Origin of the sequence: Paludibacterium sp. (genome assembly GCF_019232825.1) — a bacterium.
Lineage (GTDB): Bacteria > Pseudomonadota > Gammaproteobacteria > Burkholderiales > Chromobacteriaceae > Paludibacterium.
This window is the reverse complement of record NZ_JAFAND010000122.1, coordinates 1-24,495: the sequence shown is the minus strand read 5'-3', so window position 1 is coordinate 24,495 and position 24,495 is coordinate 1. Positions and strand designations below refer to the sequence as shown.

General features: G+C 61.3%; 25 protein-coding genes. 5 read left to right on the top strand and 20 right to left on the bottom strand.

All coding sequences use genetic code 11. The annotated features are described in order from the left end of the window. Nucleotides 1–39: 39 nt before the first annotated feature. Complete coding sequence (locus JOZ06_RS16020) at nt 40–1,959, bottom strand: LapD/MoxY N-terminal periplasmic domain-containing protein (protein ID WP_293234211.1); 1,920 nt, start codon at nt 1,957–1,959, stop codon at nt 40–42. Between the two features lie 11 nt (nt 1,960–1,970). Further along, nucleotides 1,971–2,675, bottom strand: a complete 705-nt coding sequence (locus tag JOZ06_RS16015) for a transglutaminase-like cysteine peptidase (RefSeq protein ID WP_293234209.1) — start codon at nt 2,673–2,675, stop codon at nt 1,971–1,973. 101 nt (nt 2,676–2,776) lie between these two features. On the opposite strand from JOZ06_RS16015, the gene JOZ06_RS16010 reads away from it, so the two are divergent. After that, nucleotides 2,777–4,246 carry a TolC family outer membrane protein gene (locus tag JOZ06_RS16010; protein WP_293234207.1) on the top strand — a complete coding sequence of 490 codons (1,470 nt, stop codon included), beginning with the start codon at nt 2,777–2,779 and terminating at the stop codon, nt 4,244–4,246. Nucleotides 4,247–4,355: 109 nt separating this feature from the next. Further along, complete coding sequence (locus JOZ06_RS16005) at nt 4,356–4,700, top strand: hypothetical protein (protein ID WP_293234205.1); 345 nt, start codon at nt 4,356–4,358, stop codon at nt 4,698–4,700. 38 nt (nt 4,701–4,738) lie between these two features. Here JOZ06_RS16005 and JOZ06_RS16000 read toward each other — a convergent pair whose 3' ends face one another. Beyond that, on the bottom strand, nt 4,739–5,434 hold the full coding sequence (locus JOZ06_RS16000; protein WP_293234203.1) for a dienelactone hydrolase family protein: 696 nt from the start codon (nt 5,432–5,434) through the stop codon (nt 4,739–4,741). Between the two features lie 44 nt (nt 5,435–5,478). Between JOZ06_RS16000 and hemG the strand changes: the two genes are divergently transcribed. Next, a complete protein-coding gene (hemG, locus tag JOZ06_RS15995) occupies nt 5,479–6,045 on the top strand; it encodes a menaquinone-dependent protoporphyrinogen IX dehydrogenase (RefSeq protein ID WP_293234201.1) in 567 nt (188 codons plus the stop codon). 16 nt (nt 6,046–6,061) lie between these two features. Here hemG and JOZ06_RS15990 read toward each other — a convergent pair whose 3' ends face one another. From JOZ06_RS15990 to JOZ06_RS15930, 13 genes are all read right to left on the bottom strand, one after another. Continuing rightward, complete coding sequence (locus tag JOZ06_RS15990) at nt 6,062–6,532, bottom strand: heme-degrading domain-containing protein (RefSeq protein WP_293234199.1); 471 nt, start codon at nt 6,530–6,532, stop codon at nt 6,062–6,064. A 117-nt stretch (nt 6,533–6,649) separates the two neighbouring features. Next, nucleotides 6,650–7,678, bottom strand: coding sequence for a patatin-like phospholipase family protein (locus tag JOZ06_RS15985; RefSeq protein ID WP_293234197.1), 1,029 nt, complete (start codon nt 7,676–7,678; stop codon nt 6,650–6,652). A 66-nt stretch (nt 7,679–7,744) separates the two neighbouring features. Next, nucleotides 7,745–8,569 carry a formate/nitrite transporter family protein gene (locus JOZ06_RS15980; RefSeq protein ID WP_293234195.1) on the bottom strand — a complete coding sequence of 275 codons (825 nt, stop codon included), beginning with the start codon at nt 8,567–8,569 and terminating at the stop codon, nt 7,745–7,747. 363 nt (nt 8,570–8,932) lie between these two features. Continuing rightward, nucleotides 8,933–10,474, bottom strand: coding sequence for an exopolyphosphatase (ppx, locus tag JOZ06_RS15975; RefSeq protein WP_293234193.1), 1,542 nt, complete (start codon nt 10,472–10,474; stop codon nt 8,933–8,935). 95 nt (nt 10,475–10,569) lie between these two features. Then, nucleotides 10,570–11,274: a phosphate signaling complex protein PhoU gene (gene phoU, locus JOZ06_RS15970; RefSeq protein ID WP_293234191.1), complete on the bottom strand. Its 705-nt coding sequence runs from the start codon at nt 11,272–11,274 to the stop codon at nt 10,570–10,572. A gap of 90 nt (nt 11,275–11,364) precedes the next feature. After that, nucleotides 11,365–12,024, bottom strand: coding sequence for a ribose-5-phosphate isomerase RpiA (rpiA, locus tag JOZ06_RS15965; RefSeq protein ID WP_293234189.1), 660 nt, complete (start codon nt 12,022–12,024; stop codon nt 11,365–11,367). A 103-nt stretch (nt 12,025–12,127) separates the two neighbouring features. Further along, a complete protein-coding gene (gene ispF / locus JOZ06_RS15960) occupies nt 12,128–12,610 on the bottom strand; it encodes a 2-C-methyl-D-erythritol 2,4-cyclodiphosphate synthase (protein ID WP_293234187.1) in 483 nt (160 codons plus the stop codon). After that, nucleotides 12,607–13,290 (bottom strand): 2-C-methyl-D-erythritol 4-phosphate cytidylyltransferase, encoded by a 684-nt coding sequence (ispD, locus tag JOZ06_RS15955; RefSeq protein WP_293234185.1) that lies wholly within the window; start codon nt 13,288–13,290, stop codon nt 12,607–12,609. The genes ispF and ispD overlap by 4 nt, the downstream gene beginning before the upstream one ends. Continuing rightward, entirely contained in the window at nt 13,287–14,012 is a 726-nt protein-coding gene (gene dnaQ, locus JOZ06_RS15950) for a DNA polymerase III subunit epsilon (RefSeq protein WP_293234183.1), read from the bottom strand. The genes ispD and dnaQ overlap by 4 nt, the downstream gene beginning before the upstream one ends. Before the next feature lie 108 nt (nt 14,013–14,120). Further along, a complete protein-coding gene (locus JOZ06_RS15945) occupies nt 14,121–14,741 on the bottom strand; it encodes a c-type cytochrome (RefSeq protein ID WP_293234181.1) in 621 nt (206 codons plus the stop codon). A gap of 10 nt (nt 14,742–14,751) precedes the next feature. After that, on the bottom strand, nt 14,752–15,993 hold the full coding sequence (locus JOZ06_RS15940) for a molybdopterin-dependent oxidoreductase (protein WP_293234179.1): 1,242 nt from the start codon (nt 15,991–15,993) through the stop codon (nt 14,752–14,754). Nucleotides 15,994–16,099: 106 nt separating this feature from the next. Further along, the gene (gene rnhA / locus JOZ06_RS15935; RefSeq protein WP_293234177.1) at nt 16,100–16,540 is read right to left on the bottom strand and encodes a ribonuclease HI; all 441 of its coding nucleotides are present in this window, start codon (nt 16,538–16,540) and stop codon (nt 16,100–16,102) included. Further along, nucleotides 16,537–17,268: a methyltransferase domain-containing protein gene (locus JOZ06_RS15930; protein WP_293234175.1), complete on the bottom strand. Its 732-nt coding sequence runs from the start codon at nt 17,266–17,268 to the stop codon at nt 16,537–16,539. Before JOZ06_RS15930 ends, rnhA begins: the two co-directional genes overlap by 4 nt. Before the next feature lie 21 nt (nt 17,269–17,289). Between JOZ06_RS15930 and gloB the strand changes: the two genes are divergently transcribed. Further along, complete coding sequence (gene gloB / locus JOZ06_RS15925) at nt 17,290–18,060, top strand: hydroxyacylglutathione hydrolase (RefSeq protein ID WP_293234173.1); 771 nt, start codon at nt 17,290–17,292, stop codon at nt 18,058–18,060. 412 nt (nt 18,061–18,472) lie between these two features. Further along, the gene (locus JOZ06_RS15920; RefSeq protein ID WP_293234171.1) at nt 18,473–20,248 is read left to right on the top strand and encodes a LysM peptidoglycan-binding domain-containing protein; all 1,776 of its coding nucleotides are present in this window, start codon (nt 18,473–18,475) and stop codon (nt 20,246–20,248) included. Between the two features lie 286 nt (nt 20,249–20,534). Here the strand turns inward: JOZ06_RS15920 and JOZ06_RS15915 are convergent, their stop codons facing one another. The 4 genes from JOZ06_RS15915 to JOZ06_RS15900 form a co-directional block, all read right to left on the bottom strand. Next, nucleotides 20,535–21,719 carry an MFS transporter gene (locus JOZ06_RS15915; protein WP_293234169.1) on the bottom strand — a complete coding sequence of 395 codons (1,185 nt, stop codon included), beginning with the start codon at nt 21,717–21,719 and terminating at the stop codon, nt 20,535–20,537. 103 nt (nt 21,720–21,822) lie between these two features. After that, the gene (locus tag JOZ06_RS15910; protein ID WP_293234167.1) at nt 21,823–22,548 is read right to left on the bottom strand and encodes a LytTR family DNA-binding domain-containing protein; all 726 of its coding nucleotides are present in this window, start codon (nt 22,546–22,548) and stop codon (nt 21,823–21,825) included. Beyond that, complete coding sequence (locus JOZ06_RS15905; protein WP_293234165.1) at nt 22,545–24,227, bottom strand: sensor histidine kinase; 1,683 nt, start codon at nt 24,225–24,227, stop codon at nt 22,545–22,547. Before JOZ06_RS15905 ends, JOZ06_RS15910 begins: the two co-directional genes overlap by 4 nt. Nucleotides 24,228–24,344: 117 nt before the next feature. Beyond that, nucleotides 24,345–24,495 (bottom strand): ATP synthase delta/epsilon chain alpha-helix domain-containing protein (locus JOZ06_RS15900; RefSeq protein ID WP_293234245.1); only part of this gene is annotated, 151 nt, incomplete at its 5' end.

Below are 24,495 nucleotides of genomic sequence, written 5' to 3'. Positions count from 1 at the left end.
GGCCTGTCTGCAAACTCTTTGCGGCTGCGGCCGTCGCGCTCAGCGCACGGCCGGTCCCGTCAGGCAATGCACGCCGATCGCCACCAAGGCTTCAAGGTCGGCATTGCTGTCGACGCCTTTGGCCTCGATTTCCATCGCCATGAGCGACGCCATCTGCAGGAGCCCGCGCACCAGCGCCGCGCGCCCCTCGTCGGCGTGAATGCCTTGCGTCAGCGCGTTATCCAGCACCAGATAGGCAATGCCGGCCTCATGCGTCTTGGCCACGAGTCCCATGTCGTGTCCCAGAATTTCCACCGCGACGCGATGGCCCGCCGGGCGGACGGCGAGACAAAAATGGACGAAAGCGTCCCAATGCTCTTCCAAGCCGGTCTCATGGAATTCGAAGTGGATTTGCCGCGCCGGGTGCGCGCGCAACAACGCCAGCACGCCAGGCAGAAAATCGTCGTGCGCGAGCGAGGCGGGCGACACGTTGATGGCGAGACGTCCGTGCGGGCCGAGGCTCAAGGCCAATTCCAGCGTGTGAAGGTCAATCTGGTACACCCGCCCCAGCCGCAGGGCATGCGAGACGATGCGCAACGCCGAGAGCTGTGGCAAAGCGCCGCGCGCGGGCCGATACAGCATCCCCTCCTGCCACTTGAGGCCGCCGTCGGGATGGCACACCGGATACCAGCGCAGCTGCAACGAGCCGTCGCAGCAGATCAGATCCAGCAATTGCTGCCAATCGTGGTCGTTGGCCACGGCATCGGGCGCGTTCGAACGGGTATCCGCGCGCCAGCTGTCGAGCGCGCCGGCCTCGGCCAGCGTCAGCGCTTGACTGGCGCGTTGCAGCGTCTGCGCCGGATCGTCGCCGCTTTGAAAGTCGACCAGGCCGATATGTCCCACCCCAGGCTGATCGGTCAGGCCCATGTCCGGATAGATATTCCAGGCCGCGCACAATTCGTCGGCCAGTCCGCACGCCGCGCCGTAAGCCAACTCGGGGCAGAGGATGGCGAAGTCGGCGCCGCGCAGCCGCGTGGCCAGCCATCCCTGGTGCGTTTGACAACACGCCTGCAGGTCGTCGGCGACACGCTTGAGCAGCGCGTCGACCCGGCGGCCGCCTAGCCGCTGATTGAGCTCGGCAAGACCGGCCACGCGCAAGAGCAGCAAAGACCCGTTCACCGGATCCTCGCTGCCGGCGAGCAACGCCTTGAAGGCCTGCTCGAACGCCTCGCGGTTAGGCAGCCCCGTGCTACGGTCGGTCAACACGCTTTGCCGCAGCCGGTCCAATTCGTCGCGCAGACCTTCCAGGTACGATTGCAGACGGTCGACCATCTGATTCATGGCGTCGGCCACTTGGGCCAATTCGGGAATGCCGGGCATGGGAATCTTGTAGAAGCGCTGCTCGCTGATGGCGCTCGCCTGTGCCACCACGGCGGCCAGCTGCCGCCGCACGCGGCGGATGTCGACGGCGCCGAGGCCGGCGGCCAAGAGGCCGACGACGGCGAGCCACAGCACCGTTTGCGTGGCGCCCTGCCACAGAGACAGGTACGCATAGGTCGGTTGGGCCACCACGACGATGTGGCCGGCTTGCAGCCAGCCGCGCAACACCTGCGCGCTACCCGGCGTCGGCGAGATCGGCAAGAGCCGAATGAACCAGCCCGGCACCCTGACGGCCGGCGCCGGCGTTCGCAGACGGATGGCGTCGTGGCCGTCGACCGCCTCCCAACGCACCTCGGCGAAATGCCCAAGGTCGAAGGTGGCATTGAGCAGCGCCTGCGCCATCACCGGGTCGGCGTGGTATTGGGTCAACGTCAGCGCCAGCGAATGCGCGGTATCGGCGCTTTGCGCGCTCAGCTGCTGTTCCAGGTACTGGCGCGCGTTGAGCAGATTGGCAACCAGCGCCCCGCCGATCGACAGGGTCGCCACCAACAGCAGCAAGATCCACAAGCGTTGGATCAGGGAAAATTTCGTCGTGCTCACGGCCCGCTTTCTCAGAATGAAAAACCTTCCGCTTTCAGTTTATCCAACAACTGTTTCCACCGGGCCAATTGATTGACGTTCTCGCTCTGCACATTGCCGACACGGATGTTTTCCATATTGAAACTGAACACCGGCGTCAGATCGGGACGTTGCGAGGCCGGCAGAATACTGTCGACCAGATTGTCGAGCACCAGCGGCTCGGCGGTCGGCGCCGGGTAGTACGTCAATACCATATGCGCCTCGAACAGGCCGCTGGCCGGTCCGCCCATTTCCGCCTTGACGTAGACGAGCCGCAGCTTCTCCGGCGCCATGCCCAACAGGCGCAAAGACACGTATTTGCCGATGGCGTAGCTTTTGCAGTCGCCGGCCCCCTTACCGAAGGTTTCCAGCGGCGTGGCCCAATAATCGGCCTGGTTCCAGATATTGCTGTTTTCCGCGAACAGAATGCGGCGATTAAAGAACAGATTGACGCGTTTGAGCGCCTCGCCCTCGGGCCGGCCGGCCAGCGTGGCGAGCAGATCGCGCCACTGTACAAACAGCCGCTCCGCCTGGGGGCCGAAGCGCGCCACGGTCGCCGCGGACGGCAAGGTGCTGGCCATCGCCGCCAGGCAGAGCCCGCCGCATAGCAGCAGCGACACGGCCACCAGGCGCGGCAGCCGGTAGCGGCCGCGCCATGCGGTGCGCGGGGGCGACGAAAACTCCGGCCAGCTGGTCATTGGGATGGATCCGCAGCGAAAGGGTCAACAGGGTGCTACTCCAGTATTAGCGCATATCATGCGCAACCATAAATGACATTTAGATACGGAGAGAATCGCTTATGACTACCCTGCCCCGACGCTTGACGCTATCCCTCTCCGTGGGGCTCGCGCTCTCGGCGCCGTTCGCCCACGCGGCGACTGTGAACGATGCGGTGGAAAGCACGATTGCCCATAATCCGGAAGTGCTGCAGAAACTGCACGAATTTCGCAGTACGGAACACGACACCGACGTCGGCCGCGCCGACTTTTATCCCAGCGTGGATCTCAGCTATCAGTCCAATCGGCAAAAATACGATTACTCGTCAGAATCCGGCATCGTGCCGCAGCATTACACCACGCGGGGCTGGACGGCGAGTGTGACGCAGAACCTGTTCCAGGGGCTGCAAACGGTCAATCAAGTGCGCCAACTCGACGCTGACAGCCAGGCGCGCTATTTCAGCGTGCTAGACACCAGCGAGAGTCTGGCGCTGCAGGCCGTGCAAGCCTATCAGGACGTGCTGCTCTACCGGCAATTGGTACAAATCGCCAAGAACAACTACGCGATCCATAAAGGGATACTCGGGCAGATCGTGGAGCGGGTTCGGGCCGGCGTCGGTCGCCGCGTCGATCTGGAGCAGGCCGCCGGTCGGTTGGCGCTGGCCGAGACCAATTTGATCACCGACAACACCAATCTGCAGGACGTCACGGCGCGCTATACCCGGATCACCGGATCGGCGCCGCCGGACGACATGGCCACCGTGCCGGACATGACCGCCATGATGCCGACGGAAGACGCCTTGATGCGCACCGCCGTGTATCACAATCCGTCCTATCTGGGCGCGATCGCTACGCTGCACTCGGCGCAGGCCGAGGTCGACGTGCGCCGCGGCGCCTTCGCGCCGACCGTCAACCTGCAGTTGTCCAAGGCCCCCACCGACAATTACGACGGCTATGCCGGACGCACCAACATCTCCTCGGCGGCGGTGATCTTCGCCGTCAATCTCTTTCGCGGCGGGGCCGACAAAGCGCGCCTCGGCTCGGCGGCGGAAAAGCGCAACGCCGCATTCGACCTGCGCGATCAGGCTTGCCGCAATCTGCGCCAAAACATCAGTCAAGCCTGGGACAGCGTACTCAAGTACAAGGCGCAGATGACATCGCTGTTGCAACACCAGCTATCGACGGAGAAAGCCCGCAATGCCTACCGTAAGCAGTTCGACATCGGTCAACGCACGCTGCTGGACGTACTCGACAGTGAAAACGAGCTCTTTAGCGCGCAGCGAGACTATTTAATCGCGCAGTCCGCCTACGCGACGGCACAGGCAACCGTGCTGAGCGACGGCGGCCTGTTGCTCTCGGCGCTGAAACTACAGCCGTTGGATGACGCCATGCCGGGCAAGGCGGCGACGGCGGCGGACATCGACGCCTGCGCCAGCGACTTTCACACGCCGGCCATGGTTGACGTGCGCACCATCCCGGCGCGGCTGATCACCTCGGATGAGCTGGACGATACGTTACCGTCCAACGTTCCGACAGTTCCCTTACCCCGGTAAATATCCCCCGCTGGCCATAAGGACAGTTCGGACCGAAAATCCATGGCCAGCAGAAATCTATTACCAGGCGCGCGAGTCCCACGTCGGACAATCCGTCGAGGAGTGCCTCATGCGTCGCCTGCAATCCCATTTGGCTCTACCGGTTTCCTTGGGGCTGGTGCTGATGTCGCCGGCCAGCCCCCCGGTCAGAGCCATGCACCTCAACCGCCCGGTCTCGCACTTGAGCGTGCAGGAGCCGAACATGCCAGACAGCGACGCACCGCCCGCCGCCGCCCCGGCCGTCACGCTCATCTGCTCGTTTCATGTGCAAAGCACTGTCAAAATGGTGTCGAAACTGCGGACAGTCTGGCGCATCAAGAAGAAGCTTCAGGACAACACGCAACAGGATAAATCGTCCGCCGCGCCAGCCAGGCAGGACCCCATTTGGCTCGGCCCCTCCATCGATCCTTATTAGGGACTAGGGCCTGTCCGCGAACATTTGGTGGACAGACCCTAGAGATGTTGCGCCAAAAACTGCAGCGTCCGGCCTTGCGCCAGCGCCGCCTCGCGCTGCCGATAGGCGGGGCGCCCCCAGCAATTGAACCCATGCTCGCCTTCGGCGTAATCGAAGAACTGGGCATTGCTTTTGCCGGCGAAGGCGGCCTTGATGGCGGCGACCTGCTCGGGCGTGATATGCGCGTCGCGGCTGCCATGATGGAACAGCGCGGGCTGAGCGATGCTGGCGGCAATGTCCAAATGCTCGGCGATGCCGCCACCATAATAGGAGACGATGGCGTCTGCGCCGCCCTCTGCGCCGCCGCGATAGGCGAGCTGCCCTCCCAGGCAGAAACCGAGCGTCGCCACCTTGCCGTCAAGCTCAGGCATGGCATGCAAATGCGCGATGGTTGCCGCCACATCCGCCGCCGCCAACGCGGTGTCGACCTGGCCGTACAACTCGAAGGCCCGGGCCGATCCGGCCTGGTCATAATTCAATTCGATATGCGGCTCGATGCGCCAGAAGATATCCGGCGCCAGCACGACGTAGCCCGCCAAAGCGTACTGCTGCGCCACGGCGCGAATATGCGCGTTCACTCCCCAGATTTCCTGCACCAGCACGATGCCGGGTCCCCGGCCCAGCGGCGGCAAAGCCAAGTGGGCGGAAAAGGTATCGCCGTGCGCGGCGCGGATGTCGATCCAATTGCTGTTCATAGACGCTCCTTGATGGGTCAAGCCGGCATACAATAGGCTCAACGATGGATATTCTCATTTTGTACTCGACCACTGACGGTCATACTAAAGCTATTTGTCATTATGTGAGCCAGATTCTGACCGGCAAGGGTTACAGGGTCGTGATGGCAGATCTGACGGCGCCGCCGGCGCTCACCACGCAGTCAGCGGTGCTGATCGGCGCCAGCATTCGTTATGGCCGTCACCGGCCTGAAGTGGCCGCCTTTCTACGCCAGCACCAGCACTGGCTGCAGCAACGGCCCTGCGGGCTATTCTCCGTCAATCTGACCGCGCGGAAACCGGAGCGCGCCGACGCCGCGCGCAACCCCTATCTGCGCCGCCTGCTCGATGACATCGGTTGGCGCCCCGATCAGGTGACGGCTTTCGCCGGCAAGTTGGATTACCCGCGTTGCCGCTGGCTCGACCGCCAAGTCATCCGCCTTATCATGGCGCTGACCGGCGGGCCGACCCACCCCGACACGGTACGCGACTACACCGACTGGCAAGCGGTCACGGCATTCGCGCTGGCACTTGCGCAGCGCGTGCCAAATACGGAAAACGGCGCCGCCTCCGTGACGGAGGCGGCGCCGTGAGCGCAAAACCGAAAAATCAGGCGCGGCCCAACTGCTCCGACAACACCTCGACGATCATGTTGTGATCGTCGCGTTCCTGCATGCCCGACACCACGATCGACCCCAGATAGCCGGTATGGGATACCGTGATCGGAAAACCGCCGCCGTGGCAAGCGTAGTCGCGCGTCGGCAAACCCATTTTTTGCTCCAAGGTCTGGCCGGAGATACGGCATTGCAGACCGACCGCATACGAACTACGGTGCATCATCTCGACCACGTTGCGCTTGCGGCGAGCCCAATCGGCGTTGGCCGGCGTGGTGCCGGGCATCGCGTGGTAGAACAAAATCTCATCGCCACGGCGAATATCGATCACCACGGCGGCGCCGCGCTTTTGCGCAGCCGACCGCAACGCCACGCCCAATTCCCACGCGGCGGCGGCGTCAAAACGCGGAAAAACCAGTTCGACTTCCTGCCGCAAAATCTGCTGTAGTTCTTGATCCAGTCCCATTTCACTCTCCGGGCACGCGTGCGCGCCACATGCGCTTGCAAATGCAAAAAGAATATCATGCACGTCTAATAGACAGCAATAACGTGCCGCGATGACGCGCCCGCGCGCCATCTCACGCTAGGCGAAAAACAGCGCGCGAATATCCACGCTGGACGATTGACCGACTTTCACGCCATGTCGGACAAGCCAAGCCTGCGCGCGGCCGCGACCAGCATCGCGCAACCAATGCAAAAAAGGCGCATGCGCCAGCGCTTGGCTCGATGCGTCGAGCTCGGAGAGCAAGTCCTCCGCCTCGATCATATGAAAGCGGGTGGCAAGCAGACGCCGCTCCAGCCGGCCGCGCAAGAAACGAGACTCGCCGGCCATATCGCGCAAGAGCGCGAATAAGCGCATCTCGCGCAAGAAAGCGCTGTTGAAACTGAGATTAAGCACGCGCTGGCGGATATCCTCGGCACTCCTCGGCGTTTCGCCATGCTCCATGGGGGCAAGCAGCACCAGCAGGATATCCTTGGTCCGGCAAAAACGGATCAAAGGAAAAATGGCCGGGTTGGCGGAAAATCCGCCGTCCCAATAATCCTCGCCGTCAATGGTCACCGCCTGTTGCAGGCTGGGCAAGCAGGCGGAGGCCAACAACGCGTCGGCCGACAAAGTGCGATTGTCGAATAGGCGAAGCCGTCCGCTGTTGGCGCGCGTGGCGGCGACGAAGACCTTCACCGGGGAGCTGGCCCGGATGCGCTCGAAATCGAACAGATCGTCGATGATGGCGCGCAATGGATTGTAGTCGAGGGGATTGAGCTGGTAAGGCGAAAACCAGCGGGTGAACTGCAGCGCCAATTGCAACCCAGGCGGCATCGACACATCGTCCGGCGCGCGCAGCGGTTGCACCATCTCCGGCGGCAGGCTGACGCCGACACGCTGCCAAAAATCCGCCAGGGTGGCGCGGGCCTGGTCCGGCCCGCCACAGGCGAGTCCATGCGCCACCGCCACTGCGTTCATGGCGCCGGCACTGGAGCCGCTTAACCCGTCAAAATGAAAACACCCCGCTTCGAGCAGGGCGTCGAGGACCCCCCAAGTGAAGGCGCCATGAGCGCCCCCGCCTTGCAGGGCCAAACTGAGCAACGGGGGTGAGGCGGATCGTCCAAACATGGGCAGCTCCAAATTGTTGCACCGCAACAAGCATGGCACATCATCCGCCGCCTCACAACCTTCCGCTTAAGAGCGGGCGAGCGCCACCTCGCCTTGCACCGCCGTGCTCTCTTCCGCCAGCGTGTCGCGTTCCAGATAGAAGTTGAGCGCCGCCACGCCGATCGCGCCGCCGACGATGTTGCCGAGCGTCGCCGGAATCAGGTTATGCAGCGTCGCCGCCCAATCGGGAGTCACGCCGGACGAGGCAAACCAGCTCAGGCTAAAGAAGGCCATATTGGCAATACTGTGTTCGTAGCCGCTAAAGAAGAATACGAACACCAGCAGCATGGTCATCGCCAGCTTGGCCATGTCGTTGGAGAGGCGCAGCGGCACCCAAACAGCCAGGCAGATGATCCAGTTGCACAGCGCCCCTTTCCAGAAGATCGCCCAGCTGTCGGCATGGGTCTTATGCGCGATCACGTCGAACAGCAGGTGATCGGCGGGCAGGTGCGCCAAGGCGCCGGTCTGCGCGTACATCAAGGCCAACAGCAGTGCGCCGATGAAGTTGCCGGCGTACACCAAGAGCCAGCTCTTGCCCAGTTCTTTCCAGCTCACGCGGCGCGACAACACCCCCACGGCCATATACATGACGTTACTGGTAAAGAGCTCCGTCTTGCTGACGATAATCGTGCACAGCGCCGTGCCGAAGAAGCCCGCGCTCGCGGCGTAATACATCGGCGAACCCGCCAGATGCAGCGCCTGCCCCAATAGCAGGCTGACGACCAACACCACGGCAATCAGGCCGCCGGCCATGACCGCGCTCAGGAAATAGCGCAGCGGCGCGGTATTCATGATGTGGCGCTTGCGCGCGGATTCCGAGACAACATAGGGAAGAGGATTGCTGGCAGCCATGATCACCCGTTTAACGTGAAGATCCAACGAAGCGTGCTCGCGAAAGAGCGGAAACGAAAAAATAGCTCGATGAGCACGCTCGATGAACAAAAATGTCGAACCGCAGGCAAAACGGCCTGCACACAAGATTTTAAGATGCAAGATTAACGGAGAGCGGACGCTGTCAGTTTGACATTCGACAAAAATGACGTTCGTTTTCAAACATTTTTTTCGTATAAGAACATCCGTTTGCGCGAATGCACGCGGTCAGGGAGGCGCGTCGACAAAGGGGGGAGGTATGGCAATCGGCCCGGCAGATCAGGATCGGTAGACAATCCTGGGTTTGCCGGGCACGGGAGGAAGCGGCGCGCGCGCCGCGGCGGCTCACACTTGCTGAAGCGTCAAGGCATAGCCAATGTTTTTCCATTGGCTGACTTCCTGGCGCAAGGCGCTGGCGGTCAGCGGATTGGCGCCGAGCCAACCGCTGTTGACCGTCAGTGTAAAGCCGTGCGCCTGAGCCGCCAGGTCGAGCGCGGGCGGCAGCGTCACGTCGTTGCGGCTGCGATAGAACAACACGGCGATACGCAGGCAAACGATGGCGCGCCACAGCGCCTGCTCCGCCACATAAGGCAGCAGCTTGGCCATGTCGCCGCGATGGCCGAGCACGATCTGCCCCAGCGCGGCTTGCTCGCGCTTGGAAAAGCCCGGCATGTCGGCGTACTGCAGAATATAGGCCGAGTGCTTGTGGTAGGCGGTATGCGCGATGGACAGGCCGATTTCGTGCAGGCGCGCGCTCCAGATCAACAGCTTGAGCCAATCCTGGTCCAAGTCTTCGCCGCAGGCCTTGCGAAACAGGCTTTCCGCCAGCACGGTCACCCGCTTGGTCTGGTCGAGGTCGACATGGTAGCGGCGGCAGAACTGGCTGACGGTGGTTTCGCGCATATCGTGCTCGCGTTGACGGCCAAGCAGGTCGTACAACACCCCGTCGCGCAGCGCGCCCTCCGCCACGGTCATTTTGGAAACTTCCAGCTCCTCGAAAATGCCGATCATGATGGCGAGTCCGCCCGGCAGCACCGGCGCGCGGTCCGTCTTGAGGCCGTTGAGCGCCACGTTTTTCACGTGGCCGCGGCGCACCATCTCCTGCCGCAGTTGCATCATGCCCTCAAGCGTAATGTCCGCCGCCGAATAGTCGTTGATCTCCAGGATGTCGCGCAGCGAGCGCGCGGTGCCGGAAGTGCCGACCGCCAATTGCCACTCCTCCGGCCGGAATGCCGTGCGGATGCGCTGAATTTCGTTGCGCGCGGCCAGCGTGGCGTCGCGGAACTGGTTCTTGCCCAGCTTGCCGTCGGGGAAAAAGCGCAGACTGTAGCTGACACAGCCGAGCGGCAGGCTTTCCGTCACCAGCGCGCGGTACTGGCTGCCGATGATGAATTCGGTGGATCCGCCGCCGATATCGACCACCAAGCGGCGCTCGCGCGTGGCCGGCAACGAATGCGCCGCCCCCAAATAGATCAAACGGGCTTCTTCACGGCCGGCGATGATTTCGATCGGAAAACCCAGCAGCGATTCGGCGCGCTCGATGAACGCCGGCGCGTTTTTGGCCACGCGCAGCGTGTTGGTGCCGACCACCCGCACCTGCGCCGGCGAAAAGCCGCGCAACCGCTCGCCAAAGCGCGCGAGACACGCCAATGCGCGTTCCTGGGTATCGGTATCGAGCACTTTCTCTACGCCGAGCCCCGCGCCAAGCCGCACGGTCTCCTTCAAGGCATCGAGGGTATAGAGCTGATCGTCGACCAGGCGGGAAATCTGTAGCCGGAAACTGTTGGACCCTAGGTCGACAGTGGCCAGAACGTCATAGGACAAGGATTCGGTCGTCAATATCGTCTCTTTGGCGGCGGAGAAGGCCGGCGCCGATGTGGCGGGCATGGTCATCGAAATCGAATAAGCATAAAAAAAGCGGCAACAGAATGTTACCGCTCTTTGGCCGGGGACGTCATCTCCCGGCTTATCGGCCAGCCGGCTCAGGAACCGCTGGCGGCGCTCATCTTCGCTTCAGGCGTCAGATGGCGGATATCCGTCCCTTTGACCAGATACACCACATACTCCGAAATATTGGTGGCATGATCGCCGATACGCTCGATGGCCTTGGCCATCAACAGCGTGTCGATCGACATGCTGATGGTGCGCGGGTCTTCCATCATGAAGGTGATCAGCTGGCGCAATTCGGCATTGAAGTCGTCGTCCAGGCGGCGGTCCTCCCGCTCCAGCTCCTCGGCGGCGGAAACGTCCAGCCGCGCGAACGCGTCGAGCGCGCGCCGCACCATGCCGAGCGCCACCTCGGCCATCTTGCGGATTTCACGGAAGCGCGGCACCTGATAGCGCTCGGTCTGATAGATGGTCTTGCCCATGCGCGCGATCTTCTGCGCCTCGTCGCCGATGCGCTCCAAGTCGGTGATGGTCTTGATGACCGCCATGATCATGCGCAGGTCGCCCGCCGCCGGCTGGCGGCGCGCGATGATATGAGTGCAGTCGTCGTCGATGGACACTTCCATGGCATTGACCTGAGCATCCTGATCCACCACCTTCTGCAGTCTCTCGATATCGCCCGCCATCAGCGCCTCGGTGGCGGAGCGGATTTGCTGCTCAACCAGGCCGCCCATCTGCAGCACGCGCGTGCGGATGCCTTCGAGTTCGAGATCAAACTGCTTGGAAGTATGTTCTGCCATTTACGCCTCTTGCACGGTAAAACGGGAAAAGTCGCATGTTAAACCGGCCAGATGACAGTCCGATGACAAGTCATCCTGGCCGGCACGCGTTCACTTCAGCACATCGACGCCGTTTTGACGGCCCAGCAGCAGCACGTCCGCGCGGCGCTTGGCGAACAAGCCGTTGGTCACCACGCCGGCGATCTGATTGAGCGTCTCCTCCAATTCGACCGGCTTGGCGATCTTCAGACCATGCACGTCCAGGATGATGTTGCCGTTGTCGGTGACAAATCCCTCGCGCAGTTCCGGATGGCCGCCGAGACGCACGAGCTCGCGCGCGACGAAACTGCGCGCCATCGGCACGACCTCGATCGGCAGCGGAAACTCGCCCAGCATCTCGACATATTTGTTTTCATCGGCGATGCAGACGTATTGGTCGGCCGCCGCGGCCACGATCTTCTCGCGCGTCAGCGCGCCGCCGCCGCCTTTGACCATGTGCAGGTAATGATTGATTTCGTCGGCGCCATCGATGTACACCGGCAGTAGGTCGACGGTATTGAGGTCGAACACCGGAATACCGATCGCCTTAAGGCGCTCGGTGCTGGCGTTGGAGCTGGACACGGCGCCCTTGACGCGCCCCTTGATGGTCGCCAGCTCCTCGATGAACAAATTGACGGTGCTGCCGGTGCCGACGCCGATGATGGCATCGTCCGGAACGAATTCGAGGGCCTTCTTGGCCACTGCCCGCTTGAGCTGGTCTTGCGTCAACATACGACAATCTCCCCTGTTGCGATCATAGTGTGTAGAGCCTGATTTCATTATCCCATATAGATGAAATAAGGCCCAGAACTCTTCGGGACCGACCGAGCCCGTATTAGAGCCTGGTCAACAGGCAAACCGCCTGCGTTTCGATGGCTTCCTGCCGCCCCAGATAACCCAGCTTTTCGTTGGTTTTGCCCTTGATGTTCACGCAATCGGGATCGAGCGCCAAAATCTCGGCGATGCGCCGGCGCATGGCGTCGATGTGTCCGGCCAGCTTCGGCGCTTGCGCGATCACCGTGGCATCGACATTGACCAGTTGCCAACCGGCGGCGCGCACGCTCGCATAGGCCTGGGCCAACAACACCGCGCTGTCGGCGCCATGAAAGCGCGCGTCGGTATCGGGAAAATGCCGACCGATGTCGCCTAGGCCAGCCGCGCCCAGCACCGCGTCGGTGATGGCGTGCAACAGCGCGTCGGCATCGGAATGCCCCAATAGGCCCAAGGGATGCGCGATGTGTACGCCGCCAAGGATCAACGGACGGCCCTCGACCAATCGATGCACGTCGTAACCTTGGCCTACCCGCCATTGCGTCATGATTGTCTTGCCTCCAGAATCGCCCGCGCCAGCGGCAGATCGCGCGGCCAGGTCACCTTGAAATTGCTGGCGTCGCCCTCGACCAGCCGCGGCTTGAGGCCAAGCCGTTCAATGGCGGAGGCCTCATCGGTGACGCCGTCGGTCAAATCGCCAGCCAGCGCCTGAGACAGCACGCCGGCACGGAACATCTGCGGCGTCTGCGCCAGCCACATGCCCTGGCGCGGCAAGGTGATCGAGACGCGGCCGTCGCGGTCGGCGCGCTTGACGGTATCCGGCACCGGCAGGGCCAGCAGGCCGCCGACCGGATCGTCGGCCACCTCGGTCAGCAAACGCTCGACCATGGCCACCGACAAACAGCAGCGCGCCGCGTCGTGCACCAGCAACCAGTCCTCGGACGAGAGCCCCAACGCGGCAATGCCGTTCTTCACCGTTTCCGCCCGCGTCGCGCCGCCGACCCGGTGCACCGTCAGCTTGGGCAGCGTCCAGTCATAATCGTCAAACCACTCGTCGCCCGGCGACAAAACCAGTGCCACTTCGTCGATGGCCGCCACCTGGCACAAGGTCGACAGCGTATGCCACATCAACGGCCGGCCGGACAGCTGCAGATATTGCTTGGGGCAGGCGGCGCCGAAACGCGCGCCGCTGCCGGCGGCGGGAACCAGCGCGACATGACGCGTCATGCCACACCCTCCTCGCTCTCCAGGCTGCGCCACAGGCAGGTTCCCTTGACGGCCTTGTCCAGATCGTCCAGGTAGTGCTGATGCGCGTCCAGATCAGCGTCGCTGGCCGCGAGCACGGTCAGCGGCTTGCGCTCGAAACCCGCGCTCTGCTGCAGGTCGACCGGGCCGTCGTCCAAGTCGATGTCCATGGCCAGGCTTTCCTGGCCGCGCGTCATCGACAGATACACTTCCGCCAGCAGTTCGCAGTCGATCAGCGCGCCGTGCAGCGTACGATTGGAACGGTCGATGTCGAAGCGGTCGCACAAAGCGTCCAAATTATTGCGTTTGCCGGGGAACTGGTCGCGCGCCATCGCCAGCGTGTCGATGACGCCGTCGCACAGCCGCGCCACCGGCTCGGCGCCGATACGCTCGAATTCGGCATTGAGGAAGCCGACGTCGAAGGGCGCGTTGTGGATGATCAGCTCGGCGCCGCGGATGAACTCGATCAGCTCGTGCCCGGCGGAGGCGAAGCGCGGCTTGTCGGCCAGAAAATCGAGGGAGATGCCATGCACCCGTTCGGCATCCGGGTCGATGGCGCGATCGGGATGGAAATACAGGTGGAGGTGTCGACCGGTCAGCTTGCGGTTGATCATCTCCAAGCCGGCGAATTCGATGATGCGGTGACCCTGCGAGGGCTCGAGACCGGTGGTTTCGGTATCGAGGATAATGGATCGGTTAGCCATGAAGTGTCGTTTCCCGTGAATCTCTAAGCGGTGGCACGGCGGACATTCTACCACCGCAACGCCTCAATCCTCAGAACGGGTTTGCATGGCTGGCCGACAACCGGGGCACTATTGACGCAGCACGAAGGCCGCCAAAGCCTGTACGTCTTCGTTGCTGAGCTGGGGAAACGGCGGCATGGGCACCTCGCCCCATTTGCCGCTGCCGCCCAGGCGGATGCTGGCCATGACCTTCGACAACCCTTCCGCGTCATGCGCGTATTTGCCCGCCACATCGCGATACGCGGGCCCCACCACCTTCTTGTCTATCGCGTGACAGGCCAGACAGCCATGGGTATTGAGCAACGCCATGACGTCCGCCCCCTGCGCAGCAACGACGGGGCCGGCGGCCAGCACATCCGCATCCGTGGCTTGAGCGCTGCCATAGGCCACTGCCAGGTAAGCGCCGATGACCTTCACATCCTGATCGGTAATGGGCGCGCCATAAGCGTGCTGCATCTTCGCCGCCTCCGACGTCCATTGCGCCTGGTTCATGCCCGGCGGTTGGTAGTTGATATAGTCGGCCGAATGGCAGGTCGCGCATTTTTGTGCCGCCACCTGATATCCCGGCAACGGCGACGGCCGCAGCGCCGCCGTCTCGGGCGGCAACGCGATCGCCACCTGCGCGGCCTGAGACAGCATGGCCATGCCCGCCAGCGCACCGCCGCACCACAGCGTCGTCAGAGGCTTCATGGCGCACTCCTCAGGCAATGGTCACACGGTAGGATTCGACAGCATGGCGGCGATAACCGCCCGGGTTCCACAACGCGCGCATCGGCTGCGTCTCCCCCGCCCGGTTGCTCGCGCGCACCAGCAACAAGGCCGGCCCCTTGGCGGCGAAGCGCACCGGCAACGTCCACTCGCGAAACGCGTAACGCCCCAGGTTCTGCCCCAATACCGCGCCACGCCAGCTTTGCCCGCCGTCGAGCGAAACCTCTACCCGGCTCACGCCGGCGCCGTCATCAAAGGCGATGCCTTTGAGCATGATGGTGCGCGCAATAGGCAGCACGTCGCCGTCGCGAGGGCTGGTGATGAAACTGCGCACCGGCAAGGAAGAAATCGGGCGGGACTGGGCCATGGTCGAGCCCGGCTCGACGCAGAAGCAATCGTTGTCCGGCACCCGGTACGCCGTGGACATGAAGTAACCGTCAAAGGTGTGGTCGATCACCTCGATCTCGCTCAAGTGCTTGACCCAATAAGTGCCGAAATAGCCCGGCACGATCAGCTTGAGCGGATAGCCATTCAAAAACGGCAGATCGGCGCCGTTCATCGACCAGGCAAGCAGCGGTTCCGGGCTCAGCGCGTGCGCGATATCCAACGCCTTGATGAACGGCGGGGTCGCCGGCAGGACGGGTTGATCCAGACCGCGGAACGTGACTTGCTTGGCGCCCGCCTTCACTCCCGCGCGCGCCAGCACCGCGCTGAGCGGCACCCCGACCCAGCGCGCGTTGCCCATGGCGCCGTTGGCCAGCTGCGCGCCGAACACGCGCGGCGTCGAAAACCCGCGGCTATTGCCGGAACATTGATTGACGGCCACGATGTCGGCCGGCTCGGCCATCGACTTCAACGCCGACAATGACAAGGACAGTGGGGTATTCACCAGCCCCTTCACCGTCAGCCGATACGTCTCGGGATCGATGGCGGTCGGCAGGCCGGCCAGGTGGTAGCGAACGAAAAAAGCGTCGTTCGGCGTGATCGGGCCCTCGTTGAACACCGAGAAAGGCGTTTCCAAATGCGGGGGACGCGTGGTCACCAGATAAAGCGGCCGCTTTTGCGGGTACTGCACCAACGGCCTGGGCCCGGCCGCGAAGGTCACGCCTTCACCGGCATCCTCCGCGCCGGACTCGGCCGCGCCAGCCCATCTCGCCAGGGGGGAAACGGCCAGCGCAGCCAGCGCGGCGTCTCGCAGGAAACGCCGTCGGCTTGGAATGGCATCGTCACGCATCGTGGATCTCCTGCAATGAACAGGCCGGCTGGCGGCGCATTTCATGTTTATTGCATAAAAACCAAGATAGTCAATGACTTACGTAGTAAAACGTAGACCTAAAGGACTACAAGGAGGCCACCCCGCGGTTGGCCAACTGGTCGGCGCGCTCATTGAACTCATGTCCGGCGTGCCCCTTGACCCAACGCCATTCGACTTCGTGCATTTCGCGGCATTGATCGAGCTGTTGCCATAAATCGGCGTTCTTCACCGGTTCTTTGCTGGCGGTTTTCCAGCCACGCTTCTTCCAATTGTGAATCCACTCGCTGATGCCGTTCTTCACGTACTGCGAGTCGGTATAGACGACGACGCGGCAAGGCCGATTCAGCGCCTGCAAGCCGGCGATGACCGCCTGCAGCTCCATGCGGTTGTTGGTGGTGTCGGCGGCGCCGCCGAACAGTTCTTTTTCTTTGCCGTTGTAACGCAACAGCGCGCCCCATCCGCCCGGCCCTGGGTTTCCCTTGCAGGCGCCGTCGGTGTAAATCTCCACTACTAGATGTTCAGTCATGCGGTCTTGTCAGATTGCTTGGATACCGGCTGATGGTGGTCCTTATTGCCCACGATCAGCCCCGCCTTGGCTTTGCGCCACTTTGGCATGATCAGGCGCATGCCGCGCCGCCGCTTGACGGCCTCGATGCCGTAAACGCCGGCGGCCAGCGGCCACCAGCGATCGCCGGCCGCTTCCATGAAGCGGCAATTTTCCAGCCAATCGCTGCGCTCGAACGGTGGCGCATAAGCCAGAAAGGCCCCGCCGTCCGGCTCAAGCTCCAGCAACGCCAACCAATCCTTGATCCGCGGCAACGGCAGAAAATTGCCGCTCCACGGCGCCCGGAAACGCCCTTGGACCATGCGCCGCACACCCCACAGCGATACCGGGTTGAACCCGGTCAACACGAGCCGTCCCTCCGGCATCAGCACCCGCTCCGCCTCGCGCAGCACCACGTGCGGATGCTCGGTGAAATCAAGCACATGCGGCAGCGCCAACAGATCGAGGCTGGCGCTGGCGAACGGCAATTGCCGGGGGTCGCAGTAAACCTGCGCGCCGGGACCTCGGCCGGCATGGCATTGCCAAGGGATGCGATTTTCGCGTAAAAAATCGATTTGAGGCATCCCGACCTGAACGGCATGATAGCCGAACACGTCGGCCACGGCGCGATCGAAATACGCCTGTTCGCGCACCAGCAGATACTGCCCCAGCGCGCTCTGCGTCAGCCACTGGGAAAAAGACTCGATCATCTTGGAAGGTCTCTCGACACCATGCTCACGCTCACTCCTATCCCGGCATTTTCTGATAATTATATCTGGGTTTTGCACGATCAGTCGGATGCGCTCGCAGTCGACCCGGGCGACGCCGCGCCGCTTCTCGCGTATCTCGATGCTCATCGGCTGCGCTTGCGCGCGGTGCTGATTACCCACTGCCATGCCGACCACGTCGGCGGTCTGCCCGCCTTGTTGCAGCAGCAGCCGCATCTACGCATCGTCGGCCCGAGCACGCTGGAGATCGCCACCGAACCGGTCGGCAACGGTCAGACCGTCTCGGCGCTTGGGCTCGACTTCGCGGTCTCGGCCGTGCCCGGTCACACGCTCGACCATCTAGCTTACTACGCCACGCCGTGGCTGTTCTGCGGCGATACCTTGTTCGGCGCCGGCTGCGGGCGGTTGTTCGAAGGCACCCCGGCACAAATGCTGGCTTCGCTACAAGCGCTTGCCACCTTGCCGCCGGACACGCAAGTTTGCCCAGCGCATGAATATACGCTGGCTAATTTGCAATTCGCTCAGCAAGCTGAGCCATTCAATCACGATATAAAACAACGATTTGAACACGACAAAACCCGGCGGGCTCATCATTACCCGACGCTGCCTTGCAAACTTTCATTGGAATTGGCCACCAATCCCTTTTTGCGCTGCAATCAACCGGCTATCCGCCAAGTCATTGAGCAAAAAGAGAAAAGGATTTTTTCCAGCGAGGTGGAAATATTCGCTGCCCTGCGTCGTTGGAAAGATGGTTTCAAAGCGCAAGATATTTGATCTCCCCGCCGGGCCAGCACAAGCCGGCGTGGTTGACATTGCCGCCGCCATCGCCGCAAAGCCGCGCTAGGCAAGGCCCACCTCCCGCAGAACCTCGCACTCGGCACTGAGCGCGCCCGTTTTGTGTGCCGAGCGGCAACGGACAAATTAATGGCATATCCCCCTTCCGCATTCGCTAACCGTAAATTACCCCTCTTACGGAATAATTCTCGCTACGCGTCATCGAATTAGCGCCGCGCGCAACGACCTGATTGACCATTTAATACACAAATATTTCAGTCAGGAGGCCCGCCTAGCTTGCTATTGCGCCGGTAGATGCTAAAACCTTATGAAATTGTTTGTGTTTTTTGGGTTGACACACCCTATTTCGGTGGTTAGCATCGGCCGAAAATCAGAATTCTGGGCCCGCCAAATGAAAAGATTCAAACCATTGGCACTTGCGCTGTCATTGCTCTTCGCCGCCTCCGGTGCGGCGAAGGCGTCTAATGACGCGCCGACGTTTGTTGCCAATGCCGATCAAGGGCTCGCCGCCGGGCTGGAAATGATGCTGCAGAACGCCAATCTGCTGCGTAATGGCGACAATGTCTGGGAGCGTTTGCGCCAGGGCTTCCAAATGTCGAACGTCAATGACGATCTGGTGCAGCGCCAGACCCGCTATTACGCCAGCCACCCCGATGTCTTCAAGCGTACGCTCTCCCGTGGCCACAAATACCTGTTCTATATCTTGAATGAAGTAGAGCGCCGTGGCATGCCGACCGAAATCGCGCTACTGCCGATGGTCGAAAGCGCTTTCGTTCCGACGGCCACCTCGCCGGTGGGCGCCGCCGGCTTGTGGCAATTCATGCCGACGACCGGCCGGCAATACGGCCTGGAGCAGACCTGGTGGTATGACGGCCGTCGCGACGTCACCGCCGCCACTAACGCGGCGCTGGATTATCTGCAAACCCTGTACGCCCAATTCGGCGACTGGAGCCTGGCGCTCGCCGCCTACAATTGGGGCGAGGGCAACCTGTCGCGCTCGATCGCCCGCACCCAGGCGGCCGGATTGCCGGTCACCTATGAAAACGTGCGCATGCCGGCGGAGACGCGCAGCTATGTGCCGAAGCTTCTCGCCATCCGCGACCTGCTGGCCGATCCGGCAAACTTCGGCGTGCGGCTCGACAAATTCCCCAACCGGCCTTATTTCGTCTCGGTCTCGCCGGGACGGCACATGGATATCGCGCTGGCCGCCAAGCTCGCCGGCATCTCGGTGGATGAGTTCACCGCGCTCAATCCTGCCTACAACCTGCCCGTCTACGCCTATAAAGCCGGTCGCCAGATGCTGCTGCCGGTCAAATCGGTTGACCGCTTCCAGGCCAACCTGGCGAAATGGGACAAGCCGTTGTTGACTTGGCAGGTCTATACGCCGAACGGAGAAGAAACGGTCGACGACTTGGCGAACCGGACCGGCATGTCGCGCACGCAACTACTCGCCGTCAATCACATCAACAGCAGCATGCTGCCGGCCGGACGGCCGGTGCTGGTGGCGATGAAGAATGGCGTTGACGACGTCAAGCCGTTGACCACGGCAGACACCCAGGTGGTGGCGGCCGACGCGCCCGATACCGGCAAGGCCGTACTGCAGGTAGCAGCGAACGCCGTTCCGGCCCAGGCCGTCGACGTCCAGCCTGCATCGCCGGCGGAAATCGACCCGATCGCCTCGCTCGCCGCGCAGCAGCCCCGACCGGCCGGCAATGACGATACCGTCAAAGCGAGCGCCGCGCCGGCGGTGGTCAAGGTCGCCATGGCCGATCCGGTGCCGCAGATGGCGCAAGCGTCGGCCACACAGCACGTGGTCGCCCAGGGCGATACGCTGTACAACATCGCCCGCCGCTATAATCTCTCGGTGTCCGAGCTTAAACAGCTCAACGGCCTGACCGGCAACAACGTGCGCGTTGGCCAAGTCTTGCTGCTTAAAGCCCGCGCCACGCAGCAAGTCAGCGATGCCGGCGGCGATGCGCCCGCCGTTGTCGCCACGCCGGCGCCCGCCGCGACTCTGCCGGCGCAATACGTGGTGCAGCGCGGCGATACGGTCTTCAGCATCGCGCGTCGCTTCGGCATCGATCGCAGCCAAATCCAGCGGCTTAACAGCCCCGAGCAATTGGCCTCGCTGCACCCGGGACAAGTGGTGGTGATCAACAATCTATAAGCGTTTCGGCGCGCGCCAACGAGGACTGCCACGGCAGTCCTCAGGCTGTTGATTTAGTGGTTTGCGGCGGTTGCGGAGGGCCCGGCAAAGCCGGGCCTCAGTGGCAACTGACTGATTTCGCAGCCTGCCCATCGATTCCCTCTCCCCCTGAGAGGGGGCGCTCGCTTCGCGAGCAAGAGTTTGTCAACACCCTCAAACCGGCGAATATCGCCGGTTTTTTATATCTTGCGAGGCTCATTACCGTATTGGCCGCATCAGCGAGGAATGATGATATAGGCCATGCCCGTCAGGCCAAGGAATGAGAGCGGACGGAAATAGAGCACAGCAGAGAGACCACCAGCAGCGCCAGGATCATGTAGAAAGTGGTAAGAAACCCGCCGAATACCGACGAAACGATCGAACCAATCACGCTGCCGAATCCGAAGCCCAGATAGATCAAGCCGTAGTTGCGCGCAAGATTGCTCAGCCCGAAGAAATCGCTGACCAGTGCCGGGTATACCGTGATCGATCCGCCGAAGCTGAATGCAATGCAAGCGACCGCAGCGAAAAACAACGTGGCGTTGAGCGGAACGAACAACAGAATGGCGATACCGACAAGCGCACAGAGTAAGGCGAGGCTGATCACGCGGCCACGTGGCAGTTTGTCGGAAAGCAGGCCCAATACGAGCCGACCAAGCAGATTGGCGACTGCGATGACGGCAACGGCATTGGCGGCTACCATGATCGGCAGATGTGCATACCGTTCTCCAATGTCCTTGGCTACGCCAATTACGTACAAACCGCTCATGCAGGCAGTGAGGAACATCAGTGCCAGTCCCCAATATTGCGGTTTGCGCACGGCTTCGGCGAGCGTGTAGTCTTTGCGGCTGGCGCCTCTCGTTGTCGAGGGCGACTGGGCTGGCGCATCGGCAAGGAATATGGCGCCGATAAGCACCATCGCCATGATGATGGCCGCAAGAGCGCAAAAGGTTCCCTCCAGGCTGAGTCGGGACAACAGTGCCAGGTCAATGAACTTGAAACCGAGACTGCCCAGGCCGTAGCAGCCTAAAGACAAGGCGGAGGCCATCCCCTTACGCTCCGGAAACCACCTAACGCAATTTGACAGTGTCAATAAATAGCCCGCGCCGTCTGCCACGCCAATGATCAAACCGGCGGACAGATACAGCGTGACCAGGTTGTTAGCCATTGAAGTCAGTAAAAAGCCGATACCGAGACCGATGCCCGCGCCGATCGCCACGCGCCGGACGCCAAAACGTTCCTGCATCTTGCCGGAGAGCGAGGAGGCAATGGCCAACGCCAGGCTCAGCAGGCCAAAAGTCAGCGCGACTTTCGTCACGGGCTCGGCCAATTTGTGGGACAGTGGCGCATTGAACAGGCTCCAGGTATAAACCGATCCCAGACCAAACTGGCAAATCATCGTGCCTACCAGTGTCCGGAAACGTATTGGATCAAGGGGAGAGTCGGTAGCCATCAAACACCTCGCAACACATTATAAAAAAAGAAAATTTATGCGATGTGCCGACGGATGTGTTTATCGAAAGCGTGAGATGCAGTGGCGGTGGAATGAGTTGCCGTCAAAACTTCATCAACTGCCTGAATGCTCTGGCGTGTGAACGGCTGACGGGGATCTCTACTTTCAGATCGTGAAGCTTGATCAGGTAGGTGCCATTGAGCCACGGGGCGATTTCGCGGATCTTGTCGAGATTGACGCACCAGGAGCGATGGCAGCGGAAGAAGTGCGTCGCTGGCAACCGGGCAATAAATTCACTCAGCGTCATCGACATGATGAACCGCTCGCTCTCGGTATACACGCAAGTCACTTTTTCATCTGCCTCAGCGTAATAAATCCGGTCGCAAGGCATGACGATCAAGCTTTCGCCCTTGACGAGATTGACCGTGCGTGGGCTGACCCGAGCCTCAGGCGCTGCCGGGGCGTTCACGGCAAGACTGTGTTCTATTTTGTGTAGAACATTCAGGATACGCTGCTCGTTATAGGGCTTGAGGATGTAGTCGAATACCTCCAGTTCGAATGCTTCCGCGGCAAATTCCTTGTAAGCGGTCACGAACACGATACGCGGCGGGGACGATTGCTTGGCCAAGCTTTTGGCTAGCAGCATGCCGTTGATCGATGGAATATTGATGTCTAAAAATATGACATCGATTTCCTCTCGCTGTAGGAACTCGAGCGCAGCGAGTCCATCATCCACCGTGGCCACGACATCGATCTGGCTATGGGTCTGGATCAGCCAGACAAGCTCGTCCCGTGCCAGGTATTCATCCTCGACAATCAATGCCCTCATGTTGACGGCTCCGTTAAAGGGAGTTCAAAACTGACCAATGTTCCCGGATTGAGTCGTTGAATTTTCAATCCTTGTCCGAACAACAGCTTCAATCGTTCGTGGACGTTTGCAAGGCCGATGCCCGTTGTGGCCAGGTGATTGCTGCCGATCTGGTCGATAATCTCTTGATCTATTCCGCGGCCGCTGTCTCGAACGCAGACATATATCCGGTCAGCCATACGTTTGACCTCTATATGGACTTCGCCGGGACCCGGCTGGGGCTGAATGCCGTGAATGATGGCGTTTTCTACCAGAGGCTGCAGCAACAGGCTGGGAATGCGGATGTTCACCTTGTCGATTTCATAGGTGACGGTCAGCTTTTTGCCGAAGCGCGCCTGCTCGATGGCGATATAGTCCTGAACTTGGTTCAGTTCATCCTGCATATCGATCATTCCGTCATGCAACGATAGGTTGTAGCGTAGATAGTCCGCCAGCCGTGCTATCAACTGGCGGGCTTCCGAGGGGTTGTGGCGGATCAATGATGAAATCGCATTGAGCGCATTGAACAAAAAATGGGGATTGATTTTGCTTTGCAGAGCGCTGAATTCGGCTTTGCGCGCCATTTCCTGCAAGTGCTTGACTCGGGAAACTTCCATCTGGGTCGAAATCAGGTGCGACAGGCCAACCGCCAGTTCCCGCATGGAGCTGCTGATACCCTCGCGGCGGCAGAAGAAGATCTTCAGCGTGCCGCTGACACGCCCATGTTCGAGTAGCGGGATAATGGCGACTGAACGGAAGTCTGCGGTATGGTAGTGCGGCAAGTCGTTCTCTACGATGATCTGCTCGTTTTCGATGGCGCTGGCCGTCAGTGCGCCGATTTTGTAATGTCCTTCTTTTTCGAAATACTCCAAACCCTTGCCGACATAGGCCAACACATCTTGACGGTCCGTGATGGCCACCGCATCCGCTCCGAGAAACTCCCGGATAACCCCGCAGGCTTTGCTTAACCCATCGTGTTTGATGTCCTGAAAATAGGGCAGTGTGCGATAGGCGATGATGAGCGCAAGACGCGCCTGTTTTGCTGCGATCAGCTCTTTCTCGTCGTCGAGATCCTGTACCCGCTTGATGATCAAACCGGTGCACACCGAGCCGGCAATCATCGGCCAGGCGATCTGTGACACGATATCCCAGCCAACTCCCGCGGGCGTCAGGAGCAGGATGAGCCCCATGGTAAGCGTTTCGCAAAACATGCCCGCCAGGATGCCATAGAGCCAAAGCAGTTTTTTGCCGCCACGATATTTGCCGCCATGAAGGTAAATGTATGAGGACAAGAGCCCGGCGCATATGCTGGAAATCAGGCAAGGTATGGCTGTGTTGCCATGCACGTCTATCAGGTAGCGGTGGAGGCCCGACGTGATCCCCGCGAGGATGCCGACCCATGGGCCGAACAGGATGCCGCCCGACATGATGGCGATCGTACGGACGTTTACCAGCGATCCGGCAACGGGGATCCCCGTATAGGTGCTGAAAATGGCAAACAGGCAGAACAACAGGGAAACCCCTGCCAGCTCCACGGCACTATGCTCATGTTTGCTGAGCAGATTCCTGAATGGACGGAGGCGTGTAAGAAAAAACAGCACCATCAACATGAGCGCCGCTCGTTCGAATACGGCAAGCAGCAGTAGATTTGAGGACTTCATGACGGTGCTCCACTGACTGAAAACGAGAAACAGGATGGGGCTATCCATAACAAGGATAGCCCCATGTGACTGCAATTTATCTTTACATCCGTCGAGCCCGAGGGCCCTGCAGACAGCTCAATGACGGCGCTTGCGGAGGTAGTCCAGCGCCTTGAGCTCGGCAATCGCGGTCGCCAGCGCGGCGTGTGCGCGCGCGGTGTCCTGATCGTCGCTGGCTTTTTTCAGCGCGTCCTCGGCGTTGCGCTTGGCCTCGTTGGCGCGCGCTTCA